Annotated in this window: 22 protein-coding genes; 7 read left to right on the top strand and 15 right to left on the bottom strand. The window is 71.3% G+C overall.

The genetic code is table 11. The features are described from left to right. Nucleotides 1–52: 52 nt before the first annotated feature. The 15 genes from M3M28_RS00550 to M3M28_RS00480 all read right to left on the bottom strand — a co-directional run bounded on the left by M3M28_RS00550 (nucleotide 53) and on the right by M3M28_RS00480 (nucleotide 12800). Nucleotides 53–214 carry a hypothetical protein gene (locus M3M28_RS00550; RefSeq protein ID WP_249386919.1) on the bottom strand — a complete coding sequence of 54 codons (162 nt, stop codon included), beginning with the start codon at nucleotides 212–214 and terminating at the stop codon, nucleotides 53–55. Continuing rightward, nucleotides 207–569, bottom strand: a complete 363-nt coding sequence (locus tag M3M28_RS00545; RefSeq protein WP_249386918.1) for a hypothetical protein — start codon at nucleotides 567–569, stop codon at nucleotides 207–209. The genes M3M28_RS00550 and M3M28_RS00545 overlap by 8 nt, the downstream gene beginning before the upstream one ends. Beyond that, nucleotides 566–1561, bottom strand: a complete 996-nt coding sequence (locus M3M28_RS00540; RefSeq protein WP_249386917.1) for a thiopeptide-type bacteriocin biosynthesis protein — start codon at nucleotides 1559–1561, stop codon at nucleotides 566–568. Before M3M28_RS00540 ends, M3M28_RS00545 begins: the two co-directional genes overlap by 4 nt. After that, nucleotides 1558–4008 (bottom strand): hypothetical protein, encoded by a 2451-nt coding sequence (locus tag M3M28_RS00535; RefSeq protein ID WP_249386916.1) that lies wholly within the window; start codon nucleotides 4006–4008, stop codon nucleotides 1558–1560. The genes M3M28_RS00540 and M3M28_RS00535 overlap by 4 nt, the downstream gene beginning before the upstream one ends. After that, nucleotides 4005–5153, bottom strand: coding sequence for a M50 family metallopeptidase (locus M3M28_RS00530; RefSeq protein WP_249386915.1), 1149 nt, complete (start codon nucleotides 5151–5153; stop codon nucleotides 4005–4007). The genes M3M28_RS00535 and M3M28_RS00530 overlap by 4 nt, the downstream gene beginning before the upstream one ends. 101 nt (nucleotides 5154–5254) lie before the next feature. Beyond that, nucleotides 5255–5434, bottom strand: coding sequence for a thiocillin family RiPP (locus M3M28_RS00525; protein ID WP_249386914.1), 180 nt, complete (start codon nucleotides 5432–5434; stop codon nucleotides 5255–5257). 103 nt (nucleotides 5435–5537) lie between these two features. After that, the gene (locus M3M28_RS00520; protein ID WP_249386913.1) at nucleotides 5538–5720 is read right to left on the bottom strand and encodes a thiocillin family RiPP; all 183 of its coding nucleotides are present in this window, start codon (nucleotides 5718–5720) and stop codon (nucleotides 5538–5540) included. A gap of 54 nt (nucleotides 5721–5774) precedes the next feature. Then, nucleotides 5775–5954 carry a thiocillin family RiPP gene (locus tag M3M28_RS00515; protein WP_249386912.1) on the bottom strand — a complete coding sequence of 60 codons (180 nt, stop codon included), beginning with the start codon at nucleotides 5952–5954 and terminating at the stop codon, nucleotides 5775–5777. Between the two features lie 50 nt (nucleotides 5955–6004). Then, a complete protein-coding gene (locus M3M28_RS00510) occupies nucleotides 6005–6754 on the bottom strand; it encodes a nitroreductase family protein (protein WP_249386911.1) in 750 nt (249 codons plus the stop codon). Then, nucleotides 6751–8421: a nitroreductase family protein gene (locus tag M3M28_RS00505; RefSeq protein ID WP_249386910.1), complete on the bottom strand. Its 1671-nt coding sequence runs from the start codon at nucleotides 8419–8421 to the stop codon at nucleotides 6751–6753. The genes M3M28_RS00510 and M3M28_RS00505 overlap by 4 nt, the downstream gene beginning before the upstream one ends. Next, complete coding sequence (locus tag M3M28_RS00500) at nucleotides 8414–9121, bottom strand: hypothetical protein (RefSeq protein WP_249386909.1); 708 nt, start codon at nucleotides 9119–9121, stop codon at nucleotides 8414–8416. Before M3M28_RS00500 ends, M3M28_RS00505 begins: the two co-directional genes overlap by 8 nt. 24 nt (nucleotides 9122–9145) lie before the next feature. Continuing rightward, on the bottom strand, nucleotides 9146–10489 hold the full coding sequence (locus tag M3M28_RS00495) for a YcaO-like family protein (RefSeq protein WP_249386908.1): 1344 nt from the start codon (nucleotides 10487–10489) through the stop codon (nucleotides 9146–9148). Next, nucleotides 10486–11544, bottom strand: a complete 1059-nt coding sequence (locus M3M28_RS00490; protein ID WP_249386907.1) for an ABC transporter permease — start codon at nucleotides 11542–11544, stop codon at nucleotides 10486–10488. Before M3M28_RS00490 ends, M3M28_RS00495 begins: the two co-directional genes overlap by 4 nt. Further along, complete coding sequence (locus M3M28_RS00485) at nucleotides 11541–12557, bottom strand: ABC transporter ATP-binding protein (protein WP_249386906.1); 1017 nt, start codon at nucleotides 12555–12557, stop codon at nucleotides 11541–11543. The genes M3M28_RS00490 and M3M28_RS00485 overlap by 4 nt, the downstream gene beginning before the upstream one ends. Before the next feature lie 51 nt (nucleotides 12558–12608). Continuing rightward, nucleotides 12609–12800 carry a hypothetical protein gene (locus M3M28_RS00480; protein WP_249386905.1) on the bottom strand — a complete coding sequence of 64 codons (192 nt, stop codon included), beginning with the start codon at nucleotides 12798–12800 and terminating at the stop codon, nucleotides 12609–12611. Nucleotides 12801–13105: 305 nt separating this feature from the next. Between M3M28_RS00480 and M3M28_RS00475 the strand changes: the two genes are divergently transcribed. From M3M28_RS00475 to M3M28_RS00445, 7 genes are all read left to right on the top strand, one after another. After that, entirely contained in the window at nucleotides 13106–14185 is a 1080-nt protein-coding gene (locus tag M3M28_RS00475; RefSeq protein ID WP_249386904.1) for a DMT family transporter, read from the top strand. 9 nt (nucleotides 14186–14194) lie between these two features. Continuing rightward, a complete protein-coding gene (locus M3M28_RS00470) occupies nucleotides 14195–14620 on the top strand; it encodes a DUF3817 domain-containing protein (RefSeq protein WP_249386903.1) in 426 nt (141 codons plus the stop codon). A 66-nt stretch (nucleotides 14621–14686) separates the two neighbouring features. Next, on the top strand, nucleotides 14687–16123 hold the full coding sequence (locus tag M3M28_RS00465; RefSeq protein WP_249386902.1) for a phytoene desaturase family protein: 1437 nt from the start codon (nucleotides 14687–14689) through the stop codon (nucleotides 16121–16123). Between the two features lie 7 nt (nucleotides 16124–16130). After that, nucleotides 16131–16676, top strand: coding sequence for a hypothetical protein (locus M3M28_RS00460; RefSeq protein ID WP_249386901.1), 546 nt, complete (start codon nucleotides 16131–16133; stop codon nucleotides 16674–16676). Continuing rightward, nucleotides 16676–17563: a hypothetical protein gene (locus M3M28_RS00455; protein WP_249386900.1), complete on the top strand. Its 888-nt coding sequence runs from the start codon at nucleotides 16676–16678 to the stop codon at nucleotides 17561–17563. The genes M3M28_RS00460 and M3M28_RS00455 overlap by 1 nt, the downstream gene beginning before the upstream one ends. 108 nt (nucleotides 17564–17671) lie before the next feature. After that, nucleotides 17672–18796 (top strand): P-loop NTPase family protein, encoded by a 1125-nt coding sequence (locus tag M3M28_RS00450; RefSeq protein ID WP_249386899.1) that lies wholly within the window; start codon nucleotides 17672–17674, stop codon nucleotides 18794–18796. Further along, nucleotides 18796–20496 (top strand): ABC transporter transmembrane domain-containing protein, encoded by a 1701-nt coding sequence (locus M3M28_RS00445; protein ID WP_249386898.1) that lies wholly within the window; start codon nucleotides 18796–18798, stop codon nucleotides 20494–20496. The genes M3M28_RS00450 and M3M28_RS00445 overlap by 1 nt, the downstream gene beginning before the upstream one ends. Nucleotides 20497–20548: the final 52 nt, after the last annotated feature.

Raw genomic sequence — 20548 nt, 5'->3', positions numbered from 1 at the left:
CGTGGCCATAGTAGCCACGCCGAGTTGCGGCGACGAAGGGGGCGCGTGATGTTCAGACTTTGGGCTGACCCGGGGTCGACTCGTCTTCCGAGGCCTCGTCAGCTTGGTTGTCGTGGTTCGGCGGGGGTTTCGGTCGCGGCGGCGCGTCATCATCGGGCCAGAGTTGCCAGGCCCACGCGCGCTCCGCGTCGGAGGTGTCGGAGTGATTAGCCATGGCGCAGCTGGCCCTTCGCGGGGCGCTTGGCGCCGACGGCGAGCAGCACGATGATCTCGACGGCGAAGATGCCCGAGACCACAGCGATCGGCACCACGACGCCGAGCTGGAACATCGGCGTCAGCGCGGCGATTGCGACGGCGGGCGTCACGAGCGACGTGACCATGCCGGTCGTCACCTGACGCTGGCGCACGAAGCCGACAACGACGACGACGGTGGCGACGACGCCGACGAGCAGGCCGATGACGGCGAGCGGCAGCACCTGCTGGGTGACGATGGTCGAAAGCGCCGCGGCGGCGAAGGCGAGCACACCGATGGTGCCGATGGTGAGCTGGGCTGAGCGGTTCTTGGTCATGAGAGGTCCTTTCCTCGAGGGGTGATTCGGTTTCGGGTGGGTTCGCCCTGCACCACTTCGGTGATCCAGGCGCGGGCATGGAGCCCGAGAAGGGCTTCTTCCTTCGGGAGGAAGCCGAGGCGGTTCATCAACATGTGGCTGTGATGAAAGGTCAGGTGCTGCGGAGTGCGGTTTGCACCGATCGGCGCGACGGCGCCGAGGTAGTCGTCGACTGCGGTGATCCACCGCCGACGCCAGGCATCGACGTCGGGGTCGATCGCGACCCGGCGCATCCGGTCGAAGAAGTCGTCGCGCTCGGTGAGCGCCCGCAGTTCGAGCTGGTCGCGCAGGAGGCCCCCGTCGTGGTCGGCACCGGTCCACCAGCGGGTGTGGGTCGACCAGTACTTCGCCCAGCCAAGCCGGCGACGTTGCGACCAGGTCTGCGCCCCACGGCCGAGCAGCAGCGACCCGGCGGTGTCGGCGAGCAGCAGCGAGGCGAGCGGATCGCGTGCGTCGCCCTTCGCGTGGGTCTGCACGGCCCACAGGGCAAGCTCAGACGAGAACTCGAAGAGGCGTTCCGCGAGGTCCATTGCTTCGATGCCGCCGTACTTCACGGTTTCCGGCTCGTAGACGCTCGGGTAGACCCCGATCTGCACATCGGCGCCGGCGGTGAGGGCGCTCGCGGCGCCGGGCACGAGCTCGACGTCCTCCCCCGTCGAGCGTTCGACCGTGCGCCGCAGCTGTGTCTGCAGCTCGGCGGTCGCCCGCACGAGCTGCGACATGCACTCCCCCGGCCCGAACACGCGCAGGCGGATGTGCGGGCCGCGCTCGTCGAAGTAGCGGATGAAGAACCAGCGGCTCGCGCCCGTGCGTCGGGCATCGGCGAGCAGCGGCGGCAGCGTGCCCGAGAGCACGTTGTCGGTCGCGTTGACGCCGCCCGTGTAGAGGCAGACGAACCACCAGCGGGAGGCCTCGCCGAGCCGCGGCGCGGCGAGGGGTGCGGAGAGTGTCACTTCGGGACTCCTTCCTGCCAATCGACGAACACCAGGTGTTCGACGGCGCGGCGACGACCGTCGCCGCCGCGGGGGTGCTCATCGGAGGCGGGCAGCGCTTCCGTGAACTCGAAGCCGGCCGTCTCGTCGTCGAAGAGGCTGAACAGGTGCTCGATCGCGTGCGCGCTGCGCAGGTCGATCCACACCGGCTTGCGGGCGTTCGGCTCGAGGCTCATGCGGGTGCGCACGACGCGCACGAACACCTCGTTCGGCATGCCGTGGGCTCGGCGCCAGGCGCCGACGGCACGCACGAGCTCGGCCGTGTCACCCGGATGCTCGGGCAGCTGACCGAGCGGCACGGTCCAGGCGGCGCGGCGCAGCACGAGACCGCCGTGCTGCCGGCGCGCGAACTGCCGGATCTCCTCGGCGTCGCCGAGGATCGGGTACACCGGCATGCCGACGCGGGGGCGGTGCCACGGGTCCGCGAGCACCGAGAGGATGCGCTCGGGGCCGTCACCGAGGTGCGCGGGCACGAGCCCGAGGTAGAGCGGCGCGCGCACCATGCCCTGCGCATCCGTAATGATGATGGAGTCGCTGGCGGGGTCGTGGCTCGCGCGCAGCGCGTCGACCCGCACCGCGTCGGCCGGATGCGCATGCACCGGCTGCGCGGTCGGCCACACGAGCGGCGCGAGCGTGCCGGCGGCCGCCGCCTGCATGCCGTTGACGTCGGCCGAGGGCACGACCTCGAACGGCACGGCGGGTGCGGTGAGGGCCTCGGCCCGGTCGCGGATGCCACCGCCGAGGCCGTCGGGGCCGTCGTGCAGTCGGGAGAACCGGGTGACGAGGCCGCCCTGGCCGGGCAGGATCTGGTTGATGACCGCGAGCGGTTCGTTGCCCTCCGCGAGCTGCAGCGCGAAGACGGCGCTCGGGCGGGGCATCGAGGCGCCGCGCGGGCGCGAGCGCGAGGTGACGTCGGGAGCCGAGGCCTCGCCCGAGGTGAATCGCTGCTGCAGTCCGTCATCGAGGCCGGCGCGGGTCAACCAGGCCCAGAGCGAGGGGGCCGTGCCGCCGACACCATAGCGGGCGACGAAGTCGTCGACGACGATGCGGTACGCCCCCGTGCGGGCCTTCGGCGCGCACTCGGCGGCGAAGGCATCGAGCTCGGGCACAATCGCGCTCGGCAGGGGTCGCGCCACCTCGCGCGGGGCGACATCGAGGTACACCTCGAATCGGCGGCGACCCTTGCCAACCCCGCGCGAGGCGAGGGCGCGCTCGGCGGTGCGCTGCAGCTCGGCCCGGATGCGACCTCGCTCGCGCCCGCGGGCTCGCAGCATCACGCGGGTGTCGCCGAGGATGCCCCGAAGCTCGGCGGCAATCGGGTGCAGCGGCACGGCCGACTCGAGTCGTTCGCAGAGGGTCACGAGGGCGGCGTGGTCGCTCGCGCTCCACGGTGCGACCGGGCGCAGGAGGCCGGTGTCGAGCAGCTGCAGGTAGGTATCGAAGGCCTGCTCGCCGCCGATCTGCTCGAGCAACTCGTGCACGCTCATGCGACCAAGCTGGTGCAGGGTGTCGAGCAGTTCGGACTCGCCGCGCAGCTGCACCGTCGCGGTGCGACGCCACACGAAGTCGGTCGACTCGCTGAGGTGGCCGACGGCGATGGGCGCCTCGCGGGGGTCGAGTCCGCCGGTGTCGAGCGCCTCGACCTCGAGCGAGTGGCAGCCGTATTCATCGCGGGCGATGACGTCGAGCCAGGCGGCGGCGTAGCTGTGCGAGATCTCGGCGACCTCGCGGTCGGGCGCTGTCGTGCCCTGCGCGTAGCCGACCCGGGTGAGCCGGCCGAACGGGCTCGGCTTGAAGGCCGAGCGGCCGGCGTAGGCGAGGATGCTCCGGGTCGTGTGCCGGGTGGGCGTGAGCGAGTTCTTGCCCGGCGCGGCCGCGAAGGCGGGGCTCGCGTCGGCGACCGCGGTGAGAAATTCCTCGTCGGTGCGCAGGGCCTCGAGGGTGTCGGTGGCCGCTGCGAGCTCGCGCTTGAAGGTGTCCTCGGCGGATGCCGTTACGGCCGCGTGCTCGCCGAGCAGCTCGGCCCAGCGGCGCAACCGTGCGCGGTCGTCGGCGTCGCCGAGTTGCTCGGCCAGCGCATCCGTCGCCGCCGCCTCGAGCGGCTTGGGCGCCGGCTTCTGCGTCTGCCGGCGGGCGCCGAGGGCCGCGCGGCGCAGCTCCTTGTCGTCTTCGAGCTGCGGCACGAGGGCGAAGAGCAGCTCGCTGACGGGCTCGCGCAGGGTGTCGAGTTCGGCGGCGAGCGTCTCGAGGCGCTCGGCCAACTCGTCGCTCTCGGGCATCGCGATGCGGAGGCGGTCGGTGTGGAGGCCCGCGACTCGGTCGACGCGCAGGGCCTCGTCGACGCTGTGCGCGAGGCGCCAGGTCGTCGCGGGCGCCGCGGTGACGGTCGTGGCGCGCTGTTCGTTCACTGGAGCGCCCCGATCACCGTGAGCACCGTGCGGCCGACCGCGAGCGCGAGCACCGCGAAGAACGCGAGGCAAGCGATGGCGTAGGCGACGAACCAGCGGCGGCGCTTGGTTGGGATGCGCTCGAGCTCGGGCGTGAGCGGCAGGCGCAGCACGAGGTGCGTGAGGTACGAGAGCGCCTGGCCGCGGAAGTTGATCGCACCCGAGAGCGCGCTCACCATGTGGTAGCCGTCGGAGGGCGAGACGGGGTTGAAGTTCATGAGCGTGAGGAACGCCTGGAAGATGAGGTAGGTGAAGGCGAAGTTGCCGAGCTCGGTGCCCTGGTTGGTGAGGGCGATGATGCCGGTGACGCCGAACCAGAGCTGGTCGTTGACGGGCCCGGCGAGGGCAATGAACGCGCGCGACTTGCGGTCGCGCACCCGGTAGGCGTCGGTACGGTCGACGTAGCCGACGGGCATGACGTAGAGCATGAGGCCGACGCCGGCCTCGCGGACGGGTGCACGGAGGTACTGGCAGACGAGCGCGTGGGAGAGCTCGTGGAACGCGATCTGCGTGAACATGAGCGGGTAGAGCAGCCAGAGGTACTGGGGCGGCTGCCACTGCGAGCCGGCGGTGGCGATGGCGTAGCCGCCGATCGCGAGGCCGACGAGGGCGAGCAGGCTCCAGACGAGGGCGAGGTGCTTGCCGGGAATCTTGCGCAGGAGCGCAACGGGCGGTTCGAGGAAGTCGCCGATCTTTCGGGTCAGCGGCAGGCGCAGCAGGTGTTCGCGCCGCATGAAGCGGGCGACGCCGGCGCGGCCGCCGAGCTGCGCGGGCTCCTCGGTGAGCGCGCCTGCCTGGCGCAGGCCGTGGGTGATCTTCGCGAGTTTGTCGGCGACGAGCTCGCGGTCGTGCTCGCCCTGCGCGGCGAAGCGGTCGGCGAGTTCGTCGCCCGTCGCGGTGCCGTCGAAGCAGGGCAGCAGCGGCACCACGCTGCTGCCGAGGGAGACGTAGCGGCCCGTCGATTCGATGAACAGCAGCGGGCGATCGTCGAGACCGCCCATGAGCGTGGCATCGTCCCGCAGCTGCGGGCGGGCCTCGCGAAACCACGACAGGGCGTCGTCGTGGTCGCCGCCGGTGTGACGGGAGGTGATGGTGTTGGTGCTCATGATGTCCTTCGTTTCGGTCGGGCTCCGGCCCGGTGGGGCGAGGGTGTGGCGGGTGCCGCGGCCCTCGCCCCTCCGGATCGGTGTGCTCGATGTGGGTGCGGTTAGTTCCCGACCGACGAGAAGCTGCCCGCGGTCGAAACGCTTGCGGCCGGGCAGGATGCACTGCCGGCGCTGGCAGCGCAGGCGGCGCTGGCGAAGCCGGCGGCCACCTCGTTGTCGAGCGCGTCAACCGCGATGTCCTCGGCGAACAGGTCCTGGGTCTCTCCGTTGATTTCAGACATTTTTTGTTTCCTTTCGAGAAGTGCTGTGGGTAAAGTGGTGGTGCGATTTATTGAGATGGTCGCCTCGTCGATTGCCGTTGACCGAGGTGGCCATTTCGTTTTGTTAGCCGACCGACGAAGCGGTCGAGGTCGAGCTGGCGGTCGAGGCGGGGCAGGATGCGCTGCCGGCGGTTCCGGCCGAGCCCCAGGTGCCGAGGGCGGTCTGGCTGTCGAGGGCGTCGATCGCGAGGTCGGCGTCGAGGTCGGTTGCGATGAAGTCGTTGATCGGGTTGGTGTTGTTCGCCATGGTGCGTTCTGCTTTCTGTTTCTTGGTGTTGGTGGTTGTTGGATTGAGCGGGGCTTAGCCCCAGGAGCCGACGGTGCCGAGCGTGCTCGCCGACGAGGCGGGGCACGAGGCGCTGCCAGCGGTCGAGCCGCTCGAGAGCGAGGCGAGCGCGGCGTCGGTGGGGAGCTCGCCGACCTCGATGCCCTCGAGCTCGGTCGAGAAGAAGTCGTCGGGCGAAGCGATGGTGGTTGCCATGATGGGTGTCCTGTTCTTTCGGTTGGGTGATGTGGTGTTTCTGGGTGAACTCACGCGGCCGGGTGGCCGAATGAGGCCGCGAACATTTGGGCGTTCGCGTAACCGTCGGCGTCAATGAGCCGGCGGAGTCCTGAGGTGAGGAAGCCCGCGAAGGGGCTTCCCGCGATGCCGAGCGAGGCGGCCTCGTGCAGGGCGGCGGAGATGGCCGCAGCGGCACGGGTGTTCGCGAGGCGTTCGCCGTGGTCGCCCCAGCGGGCGAGCAGATTGGCGAACGGCGCGAGGGCGATGAGGATCACGGGTGCGTAGGCGAACTCGATCTGGAGTACGAGATCCTCCGCGCCGCGCTCGGGCAGTGGGGCGAGTGGCATGAAGGTGTCGTCGACGAGGCGGTAGATCGCCGGGGCGGCGCCGTCGACGCTGCGGGCGGCGACGAGGAAGTCGAGGCCGAGGTCGGCCTGCGCATCTTCCGTCCACGTCGACCGGTCGAACTCGCGGGCGGCTCGCACGATGCGGGCGAGCGCCTCGGGTGCCACGGTCGCGTCGCTGTAGAAGCGGTCCGAGACGCGCTGCTCGAGCACCTCGTCGAAGGTGCGCTCGCGCTCGGGCAGCGGGGCCTCGACGCGCACCGGGGCGATCGTCGTCGTGTCGAGCACGCCCTCGGTGAGGCGGTCGCGCTCGCCGAGCGGATGCGGCAGCTGGGTGACGCGGTCGGCGTCGAGGCGCACGGCCCGCTGCAATTCGGTGACGAGCTCGTGCTGGGCGCGAAGTTCGGTGACGGTGGTGAACGGCGTGGTGGTCATGATTCGGCTCCTTCTGGGGCGGTGCGCAGCGAGACGACGGCGGTGATGGGTTCGGCGTCCTGGTCGATCGCGAGCAGGTCAGCGATCGCCTCGTCGTCCCAGGCACCTGCGGCGCGCGACTCGAGGTGGTGGGCCGCCGCGAGCATCCGGGTGTGGTGCACCGCGACGCCGGCGTCGAGGTGGAGGATGCGCCACGAGAAGGCGGCGTACTTGCTGCCGACTCGGGCTAGCGCGCCCGTGTAGATGAGCACGGCGTCGGCCTCGGGGTCGATGCCGGCGGGCGCGGTGGCGGGGTCGGCCCAGGGCAGCATCGCGAGCGCGTCGCTGCCGCGGTCGTAGCCGTAGACGCCGGGCACGAGGCCGTCGACGCGGCGCGCGATGAGGTACGCCTGCACCGAGCCGAGGTTGCCGCCGCTCGGTGCCCAGCGCCGCACCTTGCCCTCGAGCGGGGTGCCGAGGTTGCGGTTGCCGACCGAGCGCACGATGACGTCGGTGAGCGTTGCGAGGGGCAGCTCGGGCGCGTCGGCCGGGGCGTCGAGCTCGGGCCACGCCACGGTGGGGTGGGCCGGCCTCGGCAGCGGCAGGCTCGGGGCGCTCGGCCAGAGCTTCGACTCGCGCTGGAGCGCGATGTTCGACTCCTTGTAGTGCACCTGGTGGTCGCGCGGGTTGCTGAGGTGGCGCGGCGCGAAGGCGGTCGAGGCCTCGAAGGCGTAGGCGAGCGGGATGCCGTCGCGGGTGATTCGGGAGGCGACGAGCCCCTGTTGTTCGAGGGTCGCGAGGTCGAGCCGCATGAGCGACTGCTTCGACATGGTCGCGCCGACGCGGGAGCGCAGCGAGAGCACGTCGCCGGTGACGATCGCGGCCACGAGGGCGTGTTCGTCGCGCTCGGCGGGAGTCACGGCCTCGGCGGCGATCTGCCCGGCGATTTCGGCGAAGCTCGCGGTGTAGGTCTCGTCGATGACCGGGCCGTAGTAGACGTGCCGGCCGCGGGTGATGACGGGGAAGCTCGGCACGTGGTGCTCGACCGCGAGCCCTGCCGCCCGGCGCAGCGCGGGGGTGTCGCCAATGAGCAGGATGAGGTCGGCGGCGGCGATGCGTGCGTCGTCGGTGGCCTCCTCGGCGCCGAGCTCCGAGATCGTCACCCGGCCGATGCCGCCCTCGTCGAGCTGCTTCGCGATGGCGCCGGCGAGGGCCGCGTCGGCGTCGTTGTTCGCGGCGACGAGGTGGAGCTTCGAGGCCCGTAGCCGCTCGAGGGCGTGGGCGCCGGAGGGGTTCACGCGGGTCGAGTCGATCGACCGTGAGTAGAAGAGGTGGGCGGCCGACCCCGCGGCGTCGATCGCGGGCTCGTCGTGCGCATCCTCGAGCAGGCCGCTCGCGTAGAGCAGCGAGACCGCCGCGTGCGTGGTTGCCTCGGTTTCGCCGAAGTCGTGGGCGAGGGTGTCGAGGTCGCGGCTGCCGTCGAGCAGCGGCACGAGCTGCGACATGACGCGCTGTGCGCCCTGGCCGCCGAGTAGCTGTCGGGTGGGGCCGCCCTCGACGAGCACTCCGGAGTTGGTCGGCACGATGACGATGCCGGGGGCGATGCGGGGCAGCTTCGGCAGGCGGAACTGCGGGTCATTCTTTGCGGCGACGCTCATGGCGGTGGCGCCGAGTACTCCGTTAGCCACGGTGCAGGCTCCCTTCGGTGATGACGCCGCTCGGGGCGACGGCGAGGTGGGCGAGTTCGAGCTCGAGCTCGCGCCAGCTGGCGTCGGGCTGCGGAATGCCGCAGCGGTCGCAGCCGTGCAGCGGAATCAGCTCGCTGCGCGAGATGCCGCCCTGCAGCAGGTGCACGAGGGTGACGAGGTTGCGCTCGGTCTCGAGGTGGCCGGCCCGGGCCGCCGCAATCACGCGGTCGACGATCGCCGTGGCGAGCGCGACGTGACTCGGAAGGTAACCCTGCGGGCCAGCATCCGGCTCGGCCGCGTAGCGGGCCCAGAGGGCGGATGCGCGCTCGACGCCGGGGTTGTGCTGGCGCTGCCGCTTCGTGAAGCAGCGGTGGCAGCCGCCCTCGGTCGCGGCGGGGCCGCCGCTGCCGCCCGGCACGATGGTCGGGCCGACCCGAAGGCGCGGGTGCTCGAGCACGATCTGCGTGTAGGGCGTGCCGGCCTCGTGGGCGACCCGGTCAACCGCTTCGAGGAGGGCGGCGCTGTCACGCCAGGCGGCGACGATGCGGAAGTCGGCGGTGGGCCAGAACGAGGCGTCGATGCTCGCGTCGGAGGTGATCTCGGTCGCGATGACCTGGTCGCCGGTGGTGCGGAGGGCTGCGCTGAGCTGGTCGCCGATCGCGTGGCCTGCGGGGCCGGTGGTGAGAATGTGCACACGCATGGTGGTTCCTTTCTTGCTCGCGATTCAGGCGAAGGGCTGCGGCAGCGGGTTGATGTTCGGCTCGTCTGCGACGGGGTAGCCGAGCTTGGCGGGTGCCTCGTAGAGGCGGGGATGCGCGAGGTAGCGCGCGGTGTGGACGAAGGAGAGCGGCATGAGCTCGGGCACGATGACCCGCACGACGCGGAACCCGGCGGCCCGCGCCTCGGCGGTCGTGATCTCGACCACGAGCACCTCGGCGTCGATGGCGGCGAGCCGGCGCACCATTTCCTGCAGCTCGGTCTCGGGGTCGCCCGTCGTGAGGTCGGGGATCTCGGAGAGCTTGCGGCTCGTCGTCGAGTTGAGGAGGAAGTCGAACTCGCTGCGGCGCTCGGGGGCGCCCATGTAGCTCGCGCCGTGGAAGACCGAGACGAACTCGTCGACCTCGCTCGGCTGCTCGCGGCTCGACTGCATGGCGATGCGGGAGGAGGCGGACTCGCGGTACATCTTCGCGACCGAGTCGACCGGGTCGAGCGACGAGTTGCACATGACCAGCTGGCCGAGCACCTCGTTGTCGGGCGTGACGTCGATCGAGTAGAAGGTCGGGATGCCCGTGTCGGTCGTCGCGTCGAAGAAGTGGGTGGTGACGTGGCTGCGCTCGTATCGGCGGCGGAACGGCGCGAGGCGCTCGTCGTCGACGTCGATCTCGAGCTTCGGCCACGAGATGCGCTGCAACCAGGTGAGGGCGATCGAGTCGCGCTCGACGACCTCGGCGAGGCCATTGATGATCGCCTGGGTGAGCGAGGTGTGGGTGGCGCAGCCGGTCGAGATCGGCGAGGTGAAGCGTTCGGCGTGGGTGCGGGCGTTGATGTGCAGCCAGGTGCTCACGGCCGGCACCCACTTCGCGCGGCCCTCGGTGAGCGACCAGCCTCGCACCCAGCGGATGCGCGCCGCGGTGTCGATCGGCGCCATGAACGAGCGCGGGTTGGCGAGCTCTGTGGCGGAGCACTCGGGGAAGCGGGTGAGGTCGACCGCCTCGGCGCCGAGTTCGTCGGCGCTCGCCCAGAGCAGCTCGTCCTCGGGCACGAAGCAGGAGGCGTAGCGCTCGATCGCTTCGGCGAGACAGAGGCGCGAGGCCTTCTCTTCGTCGAGACCGCCGCCGGCGCCGTCGATCGTGCCGCGGGTTGAGGCGCCGCCGGTCGACTCGTGCACGTTTGCGCTTAGGGGCGTCAGGTCGCCGAGGCCGGCAACGTAGATCGGGAAGGCGGGCTCGCCCGGGTGGTTCGGCAGGCGGTTGACGCCGTTGATGACGCCGTAGGGGCCGACGAGGGTGTCGAGCTGGGCGAGGCCGCCGAGCTGGGTCTGGGTCGAGGTGGTGGTGTTGGTGCTCATCGCTGCTCCCCCTGGTCCCAGCGGAAGGCGAGGCCGGCGAGCACGGCGGCGACGATGCCGACGCCGGCGAGGTAGAGCCAGTAGACCCAGCTCGCGATGCCGGTGTCGGCGCCGACGAGGTCGACCGAGAGGGCGTTCGCGAGCACCGTCGTGGGCAGCCACTGCACCGCGTCGGCGAAGGCCTGCGGGAACATCGTGAGCGGAAAGATCGAGCCGGAGAGCATCAGGGCGACCGGGATGAGCAGTGAGACGACCGTCGTGGTGGACTCGGGGTTTCGGGCCCGGGAGCCGATGAGGTAGCCGATCGCGAAGAGCATGGCGAGGCCGAGCAGGGCGGTGATGACGAGGCCCGGGATCGCGGAGGGGCGCAGGTAGCCGAGCACTGCGGTGACGACCACCACGATGGCGAGCTGCAGCACCCCGATGAGGAGGCGGGCGGGCGACTGGGCGGCGATGTAGGTGGAGCGCTTGAGCGGCGTCGTGCCGAGCACCCGCAGGATGCCCTTGCCGCGTTGGCCGACGACCGGCACGGCGGTGCCGAGCAGGGCGAGCGTGAGGAACGAGACCATCACGATCGACGCGAGGCTGTTCTTGAGCGGGTCGAACACGGCGCTACCATCCTCGTAGCCAATGGCAATGTCGGGTTTGGCGATGCCCACGGAGGAGACGGCATCGACGAGCGGTCGCCACTGTGGTTGCGCCTCAGAGTCGAGCACGACCTGCGCCGTGTCGCCGTTGGCCGTGACGATCGCGGTGGTGCCGTCGGCCGGCGTCGCGTCGTCGGTGATGGTGGCGTCGATGCCCGCGGCGTCGAGCTCGGCGAGGATCGCGTCGCTCTGCTCGCCGGCGACCACCTCGACGACGGGCGCGTCGTTCTGGCTGTCGATCATGAACCCGAGGAAGCCGAAGAGGCCGAGGAAGAAGAGCGGGAAGAAGACGATGAAGAACATCGTTTTGCCGTCGCGCACGAGTTCGCGGGCGTTGGTCGCGGCAAGTTCGGTGAAGGCCGACCGTTTCGGTGGCGAGGTGCGCGTTTCTGGGGCGAGCGTGGTCATCGGTTCTTCCTTCCCTTTCCGCGGGGTTCGGTGATGCGCGAGGAGTAGTCGCTCGTGCTGGCGAGTTCGAGGAAGACGTCCTCGAGGCTCTGCGTTTCGATGGCGAGGTCGCGGGTGCGAATGCCCCGCTGGGCGAGCTGCACGACGAGTTCGTCGGCGTCGGTAGTCGAGACGGCCACGCGCCGCAGTTCGGCGGTGTCGTTGACGGCGATGTCGGTCACGCCGAGTTCGTCGAGCGCGGCGAGGTCGGTGCCGGCTGGCACGGTGAAGGTGACGCGGCGGCCCTGGGAGCGGGCTCGCACGAGTTCGTCGGGGGCGTCGATGGCGACGATGCCGCCGTCGACCATGATCGCGACGCGGTCGCAGAGGGCGCTCGCCTCATCCATGTGGTGGGTCGTGAGCAGCACCGTGGTGCCGCGGCCGCGGAGGCTGCTGATGAGATCCCAGAGCTCGTGGCGTGCGGAAGGGTCGAGGCCGGCGGAGGGCTCATCCAGCACCACCACATCCGGGTCGCCGATGAGCGCGACGCCGAGCAGGAGGCGGCGGCGTTGGCCGCCCGAGAGCCGCTTGGCGCGCACCTTGAGTTGGTCGTCGAGGCCGATGAGCTCGGCCATTTCCTGCACGGGGCGGGGCGCGTCGTGGAACGAGGCGAAGAGGGTGAGGGTCTCGCGCACCGTCAGGGTGTCGTAGAGGTTGGCCTCCTGCGGCTGCACCGCGACGCGGGCGGTGAAGGCGGCGCGGTCGCGCACCGGGTCGAGGCCGAGCACTCGCACGCTGCCCGAAGTGGCTTCGCGCAGGCCGACGATGAGGTCGATGGTCGTGGTCTTGCCGGCGCCATTGGGGCCGAGCAGCCCGAACACCTCGCCGGTTTCGATCGTGAGGGTGACGTCGTTCACCGCGGTGAAGTCACCGTACTGCTTGGCAAGGTCTTCGATGACGATGGCTGCGGGGGTTGGGGTCTGTTCGTTCGACGCGGCAGTGGTTGCCCGGGCGGGTGATTCCAGCGTGGTCATCGAAGTTCCTTTCTCGGTAGGGGTGTCGGTTCGTCAGTCAGCGGTGCGGGCTTATTCCCACTCGTCCCACTCCCACACCGCGCCGGTCGTGACGAGGTCGGTGTGGATGTCGACGCTGACCGACTCGGCGCTGACCACGGCGGGCTGCTCGTCGGCGTTGGCGACGACCGGGGCGGCGATGGCGAAACCGCCAGCGAGAAGAGCTACGGCCACGAGACGCTTGGGGGTGAAGTTCTTGAACATTTCTTGCCTTTCGCTGTGGCCTGGTGGCCGGTGGTTGCTCGGGGCGTTCCCTCGAGGTGGTTAGAGATTCGCCCGGCGCCGGGGTGGCCAACAAGATCAGCTTCGAGCCGTGTCCGGATGCTGCAACGGGGTGCGATCTGGCACCCCCGCATCCCTTGCAATCACTGGGGAGTCAGCCGTTTGGATGAGCGAAAAGTTCTCGTGGCAGGTAGTTCGCGTGGCAGCTTCGTGCAGCCAAATTTCGGCCGTTTTTTGGCCGCGAAACGTCGGGGTGACATCATTCATTCGTCGAGAAAGAGGGAGACATGGTGGAGCAACCGGAGCGCAGCGACAGGTCGCACTGGGCGAAGCCGAACGAGCGGCAGGAAGAGCCGGTCAGTGACGTCTACCCGGTCGTGCCGACGACGACGATGCTGCTCACGACGGCGATTCCCGCCGCCGAGCGCCGGCGCCTGCGCGCGGCTGGCAAGCGGGTGCCGAAGGACCTCTTCGCGTTCCTCACGAAGCTCGACGCGCGGCTCGTGGTCGTGCTCGGCTCGCTCGCGGTGGGCATGGGGCCGCTGCTCACGAAGATGTCGGGCGAGAACGCGGCGACGACGATCTTCTTCCGCTTCAGCATCGCGCTCATTCCGCTCGCGATCTTCGCGGTGCTCGAGTGGCGGCTCAACGGCCGGATGCGCTGGAAAGGCATGGCGATGCACCTGCTCGCGGGCGTGTTCTTCGGCCTCGACGTGGGCCTATTCATCCCCGGCGTCTACCTCGCCGGCGCGGGCATCGCGACCGTCGCCGGTAATTTGCAGGTCATCATCGTGCCGCTCATGGCGCTGCTGTTCTTCCGCGAGCGCATGGCGCGGCCGTTCGTCATCGCGATTCCGTTCATGCTCGCCGGTGTCGTGTTGCTCAGCGGCGCGCTCGAGCAGGGCTCGTTCTCGGGCCAGGTGTTCCTCGGCGTCATGCTCGCCGTCGGCGGCGGCTTCGCTTACGCGGGCTACGTCATGGTGATCGCGCGGGCGCGGCCGACGGGCCACGCGTGCACGCAGGTGTTCCTCTCGACGGCGTCGGCGATGGTCGTCGGCACGCTCGTCGCGATGCCGTTCGGCGCCCCGAACTACACGCCGCCGCTCGACCACTTGCTCGTCCTCATCGCCCTCGCGCTGCTCGCGCAGGTGATCGGCTGGATCGCGACGTCGAGCGCGCTCCCCCGCGTCGATGGCACGACCGGGCCGATGCTGCTGCTCATCCAGCCGCTCGTCGCGGTCGTGGGCGGCGTCGTCTTCCTCGCCGAGCAGATCTCGGTGCTGCAGTGGCTCGGCATCGCCATCGTCATCGCCGCGATCGGCTTCACGACGGTCGCGAACGCACGGCGAGCGGCCGCGAATCGCTAGGCTAGGCAGGTGCATCCCGCTCGTCTGCTTCGCGTCACCTCGATCATCGAGGCGTGCACGTGGGCGCTGCTCATCGCGTCGATGCTCATCCGTACGCTCGGCAACGCGGAGCTCGGCGGCACGCTGATCTCGTGGGCGGGCTCGCTACACGGCACGGCGTTTCTCGCGTACGGCTTCTCGGTGATCGTCGCGTGGGTGCACGCGCGCTGGCCGTTCCGCGTCGCGCTACTCGGCGGGCTCGCGGCGCTGCCCCCGTTCTGCACACTGCTGTTCGACTGGTACGTGCACCGCAAGGGCCACGTGCCGCCGCCGGTGCGCGCCGAGGGGTCGGATGCGCGCGGCCTCGTGCGCTGGACCGCGAGGCATCCCTTCACCCTCGCCTGCAGCACGGTCGCGGTGTTCGCGTTCGTGTTGACGTCGTCACTGTCGGCCTAGCGCCTCTCATCGCCCTCTCATAGTTGCCTCACGCCCGGCTCATGCCCGAGCGAAACAGTGTTGGGTATGCACACCCAACACGGGCGCCGCGCGAATGTCGTCGGCGCCGGCCCGAACGGGCTCACTGCGGCCGCCGTGCTCGCGAAAGCGGGCTGGCAGGTCGACATCTTCGAGCGCGCCGACCGCCCCGGCGGCGCGGCCGCCACCACCTCGGCGCTCGGGCCCGGCACGCTCGTCGACCTCGGCGCCGCCGCGCATCCCTTCGGCGTCGCGAGCCGCGCCTTCCGCGAGCTCGAGCTCACGAACTATGGCCTCGAGTGGCGGCACTCTGGGCTCGCGCTCGCGCATCCGCTGCCGGGCAGCGACGCGGGGCTCCTCCACCACCAGCTCGACTGGACCGCCGAGGGCCTCGGCGCCGACGCGGCCGCCTGGCGCCGCCTCCACCGCCCCGCGACCGACGACATCGACGCCCTGCTCGACGAGGTGCTCCAGCCCCTCGCGCACCTGCCCCGACACCCGCTGCAGCTCGCGCGCTTTGCCCCGGCCGCCCTCGCGCCGGCATCGACGATCGCGCGCCGTGCCCTCACGACGCCGGCGGCGCGGGCGCTCTTTCTCGGCTCGGCCGCGCACGCCTTCGCGCCGCTGCAGCAGCCGCTCACGGGCGCGTTCGGCGTGCTCTTCGGCGCGCTCGGCATGACGCACGGCTGGCCGGTTGCGGCCGGCGGCAGCCAGGCGATTACGGATGCGCTGCTCGCGGTCGCGCGCGCCCACGGCGCCCGGCTGCACCTCGACCACGAGGTCACCGGGCTGCGCGAGCTGCCGCCCGCCGACGCGACGGTGCTCGCGCTCACGCCCCACCAGATCGCGCGGCTCGGCGGCGCGCCCGAGCTCCCGCGAGGACTGCGCCGCTGGCGCCACGGCGCGAGCGCGTTCAAGGTCGACTACCTGCTGCGCGAGCCGATTCCGTGGACGAACCCGCGCATCGCCGAGGCGACCACGGTGCACGTCGTCGGCACCGCCGAAGAGCTGCTGCTCGCCGAGCGCGAGGTCGCGCGCGATCGGCTGCCCGAGCATCCGTTCGTGCTGCTCACGCAGCAGCAGGCGGCCGACCGCCTGCGCGCGCCCGGCGACTCGGTCGTCGTGTCGGGCTACGCGCACGTGCCGCACGGCTACGCCGAGTGGCACGAGGACGAGGTGGTCGACCGCATCGAGCGCCAGCTTGAGCGCTTCGCGCCGGGCTTCCGCGACACCGTCGTGTTCCGCCGCACCACCTCGCCCGAGCAGCTCGAGGCGTGGAACCCAAACCTCGTCGGCGGCGACATCGCCGGCGGCGCGATGACCGGCGCGCAGCTGCTGCGCCGCTTCGGCGTCGGCCCGAACCCGTACCGGCTCGCGCCCGGCACCTACCTCGCCTCCGCATCCGCCCCACCCGGCGCCGGCGTGCACGGCATGCCGGGCTACTGGGCGGCCAAGACCCTCATCGCCGACACCCGAGAGAAGTGAGTCGCCCGTGAAATCGCCCGTCACCGCCCGAGACACCCTGCCGCTCATCGGCTACGCTGCCCTCGCCGGCGTGCTGCTCGCCCCGCTGCGCCACTACCGCGGCACCCGCGCCGAAATCGACCGCGCGAAGTTCGAGCACGACTCGTTCCCGCTGTCGACCTACCCGATGTTCTCGGCCGACCGCCGTGGCCGGCTCTACCTGCCGCACGTCGTTGTCTTCACCGCGGCCGGCGAGCGGCGCATCCCCCACTACCGCCACTTCGGCGCCGGCGGGCTCAACCAGGTGCGCAAGCAGATCGCCCGCGCGGTGCGCGCCGGCCAGGCCGCGAGCGTCGCGCAGCAGTACGCCGACTCACTCGCCGCCGCCGGCGAGCGCGAGCTCGTGCGCGTCGAGGTCGTGCGCGCCCGCTTCGTGTTCGACCGCTACTTCGCCGGGCGCACCGCGCCGAGTTCCGAGGTGGTGCACGCCGAGTGCCGCGTCGGCGGCACGGCCGTGCGCTGCCGCGTCACCCGCAAGTCCGCCGCCATCGACCCCAGCCAGGAGCCAATGTGATGCCCATCGTTCGTGCCATGACGCGCACGCTTCGCCCCACCACCCACGCCACCCGGCCGGCACTGTTGCGACTCGGGGTCGGCACCTTCTCGGCGGTGCACAACATCCGCCGGCGCGCGATGTTTCGCACGCTGCATCGCCAGGACGAGGCTCGCTGGGCGCCCGTCGGGGTGGCGCGCGTGCTGCGCCGACCATTGCCTCCGCGGCTCGCCGACGCGATCTTCGACGCCGCGCAACTTGTGAACCTCGCCGCGACCGCGGGCATCGCGCACCGCGTGACCGGCCCGCTCAACGCCGCGCTGCAGCTGTGGACGATCACCTACCGCAACTCATGGGGCATGGTGTTCCACAACGACAACACGCTGACGATGCACCAGATGGCCCTCGGGCTCGGGCGCAGCGCCGATGCGCTCTCGGTGGACGCGCTCGTCACGCAGCGCACGCTGCTGCCGAACCGCGTCGGCCGGCACTACGGCGGCATCGCGACCGTCATGAATCTCGCGACCTGCGCCGTCTATCTCATCTCGGGCGTCGCGAAAGTGCGCAGCCCGAAGGGATGGGCCTGGGCGAGCGGCGACACCCTGCGCGAGCAGATCGCCGCCGACGCGATTCGCAAGGAGTCGTTCGGCGGGGTGCCGCCGACGCTCGCCGGCGAGCTCTATCGCAGCAAGGGGCAGTTTGGGCTGCTCGCGATCGGCGCCCTCGTCATCGAGCTCGGCGCCCCACTCTCGCTCTTCGACCGCCGGCTCGGCGCGCTCTTCAGCGCCGGCGCCTGGGGCATGCACGTCGGAATTCGCCTGATCATGGGCATCAAATTCAGTTACAACACCTCCGGCGTCGCCTATCTGCCCTACCTCACCAACGTGCCCGCGCTCAGCTCGCGCTAGCGCATGAGAACGCTCTCACGTCCACCACATCCGCACATCATGCGTGGGCGATTCACTCGTACTGAATCGGCAGACACCGCCGTTCCCACCGCTCGAAAGGCCGCCATCATGACCACCTCCGTCACCGCCCCGGCACCCACCACTGCGAGCACTCGGCAACCGCTGCCGGCCCGCATCCAGCCCGCCTACACCACCCGCTTCATCGGCGCCGCCGTCGAGGCGAACCGCGCCGCGTTCCACCTCGTCTCGGGCGCCGACGTGCACCCGAGCGCCGGCGACATCGTCGTCGCGCGCGTCACGAAGATCGGCAACCACAAGCGCATCGAGACGCCCGAGTCGCGCAAGGCGATTCTGTTCGTCGGCAACCTCGTCATGGTCGCCTACGGCAACCGCTACGCCGCCGACCAATTCCTCGCCCACGTGCCCGGCGACCTCGGGCCGTGCCACCTCGTCGCCGCCGGCGGCATCGCGGGCGCCGTCGAAACCCAGCACGACCGCATCGGCGCACCGACGCAGCTCGAGCCGCTCGGCCTGCTCGCCGACGACCGCGGCGTCGTCAACCTGCGCGACTACGCACCGTTCGCCGCGGCAGCTACCGACGCGCCCATCCGGCCGCTCGACGCCCGCGGCCGCAAGCGCCCCGAGGTCATCGCGGTGCTCGGCACCTCGATGAACTCGGGCAAGTCGACCTCGATGGCGACGCTCATCAACGGCCTCACGAAGTCGGGCCTGCGCGTCACGGCGGGCAAGGCGACCGGCACCGGCGCGGGCAACGACCCGACCATCTATCGCGACGCGGGCGCCGAGACCGTGCTCGACTTCAGCGACTTCGGCTTCGGCACGACGTTCAAGCTGCCGATGCCGCAGATTCGCGCGATCACGTTCGGGCTCATCGAGCAGCTTTCGGCCGGCGACCCCGACGTCGTCGTGGTCGAGATTGCCGACGGCGTGTTCCAGGGTGAGACCTCGCAGCTGCTGCGCGACCCGGGCTTCCACGCCGCGGTCGACCACGTCGTGTTCTCGGCGGTCGACGCGCTCGGCGCCCTCGCCGGGGTGCGCGAGCTGCAGTCGGCGGGCCTGCGCGTGAGCACCGCGACCGGTGTCATGACCTCGTCGCCGCTCGCGAGCACCGAGGCCCGCGCCGTGCTCGACCCGCTCGGCGTGCGCGTGCTCGGCACCTACGACCTCACGGCACCCGAGGTAGCGGTGTCGCTGCTCGAGCGGGCGAAGTAGTGGCCGCCTCGACGCCGAAGATGCCCGCCGTGTGGCGGGGTCGGCGCCGCGGCATGCTGCTCACCCTCGTCGGGCTCGGCGTCGCGCAGGCGGCCCTCGCGCTCGTGATGGCTTTTAGCGTGGATGCGGTGCTCGGCGGCGCCGCGGATGCCTCGACCTGGCTCGCCCTCGTCGCGCTCGTGACCTCGGTGCTGCTCATCGGCATCGCACGCTGGGCCGAGCGCATCGTCGCCGAGTCGCTCGGGCAGGACTACGTCTTCGAGCAGCGCCGCCACCTCGTCGCCGCCGCGCTCGGCAATGTCGGCAACCGCTCGCTCGGCGTCATCGTCACCCGCGCCTCGAACGACCTCAACGCGGTGCGCAACTGGATCGCGCAGGGCATCGTGCCGCTGTGCACCGGGCTCAGCCTCATCGGTGTCGTCATCGGCGTGCTCGCCGTGACGCAACCGCTCGTCGCCCTCGCGATCGCGGTGCCGATCGGCCTCATGGCGCTCGTGCTGCCGTGGCTCGCGCAGCTCGCCCATGACCGGGCCCGCGCGCTGCGCCGCCAGCGCGGCAAGATGTCGGGCCACATCGCCGACACCGCGCGCGCCGGCGAGTCGGTGCGCATCGCCGGGGCCGTGCGCCGCGAGCTCAGCGCCGTCGATCGCGCGTCGGCCCGGGTGGTGGATGCGGCGGTGCACCGCGCGCAGGTCACCGGCCTCGTGCGCGCGCTCACGGTCACGACGGCGTCGCTCTGCACCGCGGCCGTCGTGCTGCTCGCGCTGCTCGGCCAGCTCGAGGCGGCGGCGGTGGCCTCGGCGATGACGCTGCTCGGCGTCATGGCCACGCCGATGTCTGACCTCGGCCGCGTCGTCGAATATCGCCAGAACTATCGCGCGGCCCGGCGCATCCTCGCCCCGATGCTCGCGCAGGCGCGCGAGCTCACCGCCGCCGAGCGCGCCCGCGAGCGCGAATGGCGCCGCTCGCACGGCGATGCGGGTGCGCCCGCCGGCACCGGCAAGCTCCGCGTCGAGGGCGTGCGCCCCGGCGGCGTTGCGGTGCCCGAGCTGCGCGCCGAGCCGGGCGAGCGCGTGCTGCTGCGCTCCGCGCATCCGCCCCTCGTGCGCCGCGTGCTCGCCGAGCTGCTTGAGGGCGACCCCGAGTCGGGCGGCACGGTGCGCATCGCGGGCTTCGACCTGCGGCTCGCGCCGGCGCGCTTCCGCCGCCACCTCGTCGGCTTCGCGTCGAGCCAGCTGCCGCTCGAGCGCGGCTCGCTGCGTCGCCTCATCGGCTACCGGCTGCCCGACGCGAGCGACGCCGAGATCTGGCGCGTCGTGCGCGCCGTCGGCCTCGAGGAGCGCGTGCGCGCCGACCCCCGCGGGCTCGACCGCAAGCTCAAGAACGACGGCGCGCCCTGGTCAAGCGGCGACGTCGCGCGGCTCAAGCTCGCGCGGGCGCTGCTCGGCACGCCACCACTGCTCGTGCTCGAGCACCTCGACTCGGCGCTCGACGCGAGCGGGCTCGAGGCGCTGCGCGGGGTGCTGCGCGAGTACCCCGGCATCGCGCTCGTCGCCTCGCATCGGCCAGAAGCGCTCGGCGTGACCGCCCGCGACTGGCCGCTCGACGGCGCCGACCCCGCCAGCCGCGAGCGCACCGCGGCGGCCGTCGCCGCGTTCGGTCAGCGGCGCGAGGCCGATGACGCGGATGACGAGGAGTAGCCTCCGGGCCGAGGCCGCTACAACCGGCGACCGACGATCGGCGTCGCGCACC

The sequence above is a fragment of the Gulosibacter sediminis genome (genome assembly GCF_023370115.1).
Classification (GTDB): domain Bacteria; phylum Actinomycetota; class Actinomycetes; order Actinomycetales; family Microbacteriaceae; genus Gulosibacter; species Gulosibacter sediminis_A.
This window is presented reverse-complemented; position numbering and strand designations above follow the sequence as displayed.